Below are 4,484 nucleotides of genomic sequence, written 5' to 3' on the forward strand. Positions count from 1 at the left end.
AGCATTTTCGCGAGAACCGCCGCCTTTCGTTCCGGTGAATAAGCCACTTGTCATCCTGTCCCGCCCGCCTCGCTGCATAGTTTCAGATCGAAGAACGGTGACAACTACCCTGAACGAGGGGGATCCCGCCCGGCACCGATCTCTGCCTGCGGTTCACCTATGAATGGGCTTTCGGGAAAAGGCCCGAGACCGAGCTGACCCATGGCATGCGCTGCCTGATCATCGGATCCGACGCGAGGACGGCGATCGAGGTCAAGGCGTCGCTGACGGAGCCGCGGCCCTCCTCGCGCAAGCCCACCGCCGGTTTCCGCGCCGAAGCGGAGCAAGTCCTCGCAACCTTCCGCCTGCGCTGAACGCACGCCAGCCGGAGCTGAATGAAAATGGGCGCGGAAGTTTCCCCCCGCGCCCCGATGCGTTTCCGCAGACGGTGCTCAGTGGACGACGGCATCGTCCGGCTTCGGCCGGTTCGACTCGCTGACACGGTCGCCGACGATCAGCCCGTCGGTTCCCGCCGAGACCGGGATGACCGAGCCGTCCTTCACGTCGCCCGCCAGCAGCATCTCGGCCAGTGGATCCTGCAGCGCGCGCTGGATCACCCGCTTCAGCGGACGTGCGCCGAAGACCGGATCGTAGCCCTCGTCCGCCAGCCAGGTCTTGGCCGCAGCATCGAGTTCCAGCGTGACCTTGCGTCCGGCCAGGCGCTTCGCCAGGCGGCGCAGCTGGATCTCGACGATGCCGTCCATGTCCGCCCGGCCCAGCCGGTCGAAGATGATCGTCTCGTCGAGGCGGTTGAGGAATTCGGGGCGGAAATGCGACCGCACCGCATCCATCACGTCGCGTTTCGCCGCCGAGCTGTCCGCCCCGTCCGGGAGCATCGACAGCGCCTGCGCGCCGAGGTTCGAGGTCAGGACGATCAGCGTCTGCTTGAAGTCGACCGTCCGGCCCTGCCCGTCCGTCAGCTGCCCGTCATCGAGCACCTGCAAGAGGACGTTGAACACGTCCGGATGCGCCTTCTCGACCTCGTCGAACAGCACCACCTGATACGGCCTGCGCCGCACGGCTTCGGTCAGGACGCCGCCCTCGTCATAGCCGACATAGCCCGGAGGGGCGCCGATCAGGCGCGAGACCGCGTGCTTCTCCATGAACTCGGACATGTCGATCCGGACCATGGCGCTGTCGTCGTCGAACAGGAACTCGGCCAGGGCCTTGGTCAGCTCGGTCTTGCCGACGCCGGTCGGGCCGAGCATCAGGAAGCTGCCAAGCGGCCGGTTCTCGTCGTTGAGCCCGGCGCGCGCCCGGCGCACCGCATTCGACACCGCCCGGACGGCCGTGCGCTGGCCGATGACCCGCTTGCCGATCTCGTCCTCCATGCGCAGGAGCTTCTCGCGCTCGCCTTCCAGCATCTTCGACATCGGGATGCCGGTCCAGCGCTCGACCACTTCGGCGATCTGCTCGGGGCGCACCGCTTCCTCGACCATCACCTCGTCCTCGGCCTCCTCGGCCGCGGCAAGGCGCTTCTCGAGATCCGGGATGCGGCCGTATTGCAGCTCGCCCGCCTTGGCGAAATCGCCCGACCGCTTGGCCTGGTCGAGTTCCGCCCGCGCCTGGTCCAGCTCTTCCTTGATGTCGCGCGCCGCCGCGAGCTTGTCGCGCTCGGCCTGCCATTGCGCCGTCATCTCGGCAGAACGTTCCTGCAGCTCGGCCAGTTCGCCTTCCAGCTTCTCGAGCCGGTCGATGGAGGCCTGGTCGTCCTCCTTCTCCAGCGCCACCGCTTCGATCTGCAGCTGCAGGATCTGGCGGTCGAGCGCGTCAAGCTCCTCGGGCTTCGAGTCGACTTCCATCCGCAGGCGGCTGGCGGCCTCGTCCATCAGGTCGATGGCCTTGTCGGGCAGGAAGCGGTCGGTGATGTAGCGGTGCGACAGGGTCGCGGCCGCCACCAGCGCGCTGTCGGAGATGCGGACGCCGTGATGGACCTCGTATTTCTCCTTGATGCCGCGCAGGATGGAGATCGTGTCCTCCACCGTCGGCTCCTGCACCATGACCGGCTGGAACCGCCGCGCCAGCGCCGCGTCCTTCTCGACATGCTTGCGGTACTCGTCCAGCGTGGTCGCGCCGACGCAGTGCAGCTCGCCGCGGGCCAGCGCGGGTTTCAGCAGGTTCGAGGCATCCATCGCGCCATCGGCCTTGCCCGCGCCCACCAGCGTGTGCATCTCGTCGATGAACAGGATGATCTCGCCCGCTGCCGCGGTGATCTCGCTCAGGATCGACTTCAGCCGCTCCTCGAACTCGCCGCGGTATTTCGCGCCGGCAATCAGCGCGCCCATGTCGAGCGCCATCAGCGTCTTGTTCTTCAGCGATTCAGGCACGTCGCCATTGACGATCCGCAGGGCCAGGCCTTCCGCGATCGCGGTCTTGCCGACGCCCGGCTCGCCGATCAGCACCGGGTTGTTCTTGGTGCGGCGGCTCAGCACCTGCATGGCGCGGCGGATTTCCTCGTCGCGGCCGATGATCGGGTCGATCTTGCCGTCGCGCGCCGCCTCGGTCAGGTCGCGGGCGTATTTCTTCAGCGCTTCGTAGCTGTCCTCGGCCGACGCGCTGTCCGCGGTGCGGCCCTTGCGCAGGTCGTTGATCGCCTCGTTCAGCTTCTGCGCGCTGACGGCCCCGGCCTCCAGGGCCTCCTTGGCCTTCGAGCGCACCACGGCCAGCGCGGTGAGGATTCGCTCCACCGGCACGAAGCTGTCATTGGCCTTCGACGCGATCTTTTCGGCCTCGTCCAGGATGCGGGCCAGCTGCGGATCCATGAAGACCTGCCCGGCATCGCCGGTAACCTTCGGAATGCGGCCAAGCGCAAGCTCGACCGACTCGCGGACCCGCTCGGGGGCTCCGCCCGCCCGCTTGATGAGATTTGCCGCCAGTCCCTCCTCGTCATCCAGAAGCGCCTTGAGCAAATGCTCGGGCGTCAGCTTCTGGTGGTTTTCGCGCATCGCGATGGTCTGCGCTGCCTGGAGGAATCCGCGCGACCGCTCCGTGAACTTCTCAAGGTTCATGGACTTTTCTCCTTTGCTCAAGCGCCCTTGCCTGCCCGCCCGCAGTTGCGGCACGGAGCCCCGAGGGCCTCTGCACAGAAGATGGGCAGCCCGCGAAGGCTGCGCAAGACGCGGAGCCGCGGAATTTTGGAGGGCCTTGTTCGGGAAAATCCGGGGGCCGATCGGCACTTTTCCGCGAGTCACGTGTTTTAGACAAAATCGAAAGTTGAAAAATGGGCAACTTGCCCATACCTTCTTGGGATGACAATGCAGGTACCGAACATGGAAGATGCCCCCTCTCCCATGCTCCGGCCAGATGCCTCGCCGGAGCTTGCCGATCTCGAAATCCGCCGCCTCCGCCAGGTCGGGCCGGGACTGCTCGAGGTCGATGTCAGCCTTTTGCTGAAGACAGGTGCCGGGCTACAGGCCCGAAACCTGACCTTGGCCGTGTCCGAGGGCGGCGGCGGCACGCTGCGCGACCGTCTCCGCGACGAGGCCCGTCTGATGCTCGGAGCCGCGATGCGGATGGAGAAATTCTGCTACGAGGCAATGTCGCTGGCCGACCGCCAGGTGCGCCCCTCCGCCGCCTGATACGGGCGGCAAGGGACTCAGCCGGAAAGCCAATCCCCGCAACAGGACCGCGGCGGCTGCGCCTGCCAAATGAGCCGCCGCACCTTCCGGACTACCCTCATGGACGTTCCGGACCGCGCCGCCCTTTCGTCCGCGGCAGGATGCGCGCGGACAGCCGGCGGACCATCGATGCCCTGCGATGCCGCCCGCCCGTCCGCACCGGGTTGCGTCAGCAATGCCAGCCCGGACGGAAACTTGCCCCGGATCGGCCCCACGCCCGGGCTTGATGCCCGGCGGCGCTCCGCGCTATCGGGAGGCGATGCCATGAGAGGACAAGAGATGACCGAGACCCGTCCGGACGACCGCCTGATCGTTGCGCTCGACGTGCCCAATGCCGTCGCCGGCCTTGAGCTGGCCGGAAAGCTGGGGCCTGAGGTCGGGTTCTACAAGATCGGCCTCGGCATGCTCACCGGGGGCGGCCTCGCCCTTGCCAACGAGCTGAAGCAGGAACACGGCAAGCGCATCTTCCTCGACATGAAGCTTTTCGACATCGGCGCCACCGTCGAGGCCGCGGTGCGCGGCCTGGCGCAGTTCGATCTGGACTTCCTTACCGTGCATGGCGACCCACATGTGGTCCGCGCCGCCAAGGAGGGCGCTGCGGGATCGGCCACGAAGATCCTGGCCGTGACGATCCTCACCTCGCTGGACCGCGGCGACCTGGACGACGCGCTGATACAGGACGGGCCGGTCGAGGAACTGGTGCTGGAACGAGCGGCGCGGGCCTTCGGCGCCGGAGCGGACGGGGTGATTGCCTCCCCGCAGGAAGCCGCGCTGATCCGCGGCCTGCCCGAAGCGGACGGCCGCCTGATCGTCACTCCGGGCGTGCGT

Annotated in this window: 4 protein-coding genes; 3 read left to right on the forward strand and 1 reads right to left on the reverse strand. The window is 67.2% G+C overall.

The annotated features are described in order from the left end of the window. The first annotated feature begins 206 nt into the window (after positions 1-206). Positions 207-353, forward strand: coding sequence for a hypothetical protein (locus tag HCC78_RS31555; protein ID WP_172332665.1), 147 nt, complete (start codon positions 207-209; stop codon positions 351-353). A 78-nt stretch (positions 354-431) separates the two neighbouring features. Here the strand turns inward: HCC78_RS31555 and clpB are convergent, their stop codons facing one another. Next, complete coding sequence (gene clpB / locus HCC78_RS31560; protein WP_172332666.1) at positions 432-3,047, reverse strand: ATP-dependent chaperone ClpB; 2,616 nt, start codon at positions 3,045-3,047, stop codon at positions 432-434. Between the two features lie 282 nt (positions 3,048-3,329). Between clpB and HCC78_RS31565 the strand changes: the two genes are divergently transcribed. Together HCC78_RS31565 and pyrF are read left to right on the forward strand one after the other, a co-directional pair. Further along, positions 3,330-3,617 carry a hypothetical protein gene (locus HCC78_RS31565; protein WP_172332667.1) on the forward strand — a complete coding sequence of 96 codons (288 nt, stop codon included), beginning with the start codon at positions 3,330-3,332 and terminating at the stop codon, positions 3,615-3,617. Between the two features lie 318 nt (positions 3,618-3,935). Next, positions 3,936-4,484: orotidine-5'-phosphate decarboxylase (gene pyrF / locus HCC78_RS31570; protein ID WP_172332668.1), on the forward strand; the 549-nt coding region annotated here is incomplete at its 3' end.

Source organism: Mangrovicoccus sp. HB161399, assembly GCF_013184745.1.
Lineage (GTDB): Bacteria > Pseudomonadota > Alphaproteobacteria > Rhodobacterales > Rhodobacteraceae > Mangrovicoccus.